This window comes from Nocardia sp. TBRC8007, assembly GCF_056629435.1.
Genome location: NZ_JBWSOR010000197.1, coordinates 1 through 316, shown reverse-complemented (window position 1 = coordinate 316; position 316 = coordinate 1). Strand labels below are relative to the sequence as shown.

Annotated in this window: 1 protein-coding gene; it reads right to left on the bottom strand. The window is 59.5% G+C overall.

Going from position 1 to position 316, the window contains the following annotated elements:
* Window positions 1-257, bottom strand: a 257-nt coding sequence (locus ACX4ZE_RS23275) for an IPT/TIG domain-containing protein (RefSeq protein WP_480275606.1), incomplete at its 3' end; no start/stop codon positions are given.
* Between the last annotated feature and the right edge of the window lie 59 nt (window positions 258-316).

Below are 316 nucleotides of genomic sequence, written 5' to 3'. Positions count from 1 at the left end.
GCCGGTGTCAACGAAACAAGAGTAGGAGCAGCCGCGCCATAGGTGTAGGCCACCGAGTTGCTGGTGCCTGCCGGAGAAGTGACAGTCACTGCGACTGTACCTGTCCCCGAAGGTACCACCGCAGTGATCTGGGTGGCCGATACTACCGTGAACGAAGCCGCCGGGTTGCCACCGAAATGCACCGCTGTCACGGTCGACAAGTTCGAACCTGTAAGGGTGACCGTAGTCCCTGCTGGCCCTTGAGTGGGATTGATCAAGGTCAGGGTGGGGATCGTAACCGACCCATAGGTATAGGGCAACGCGTTGCTCGTACCAC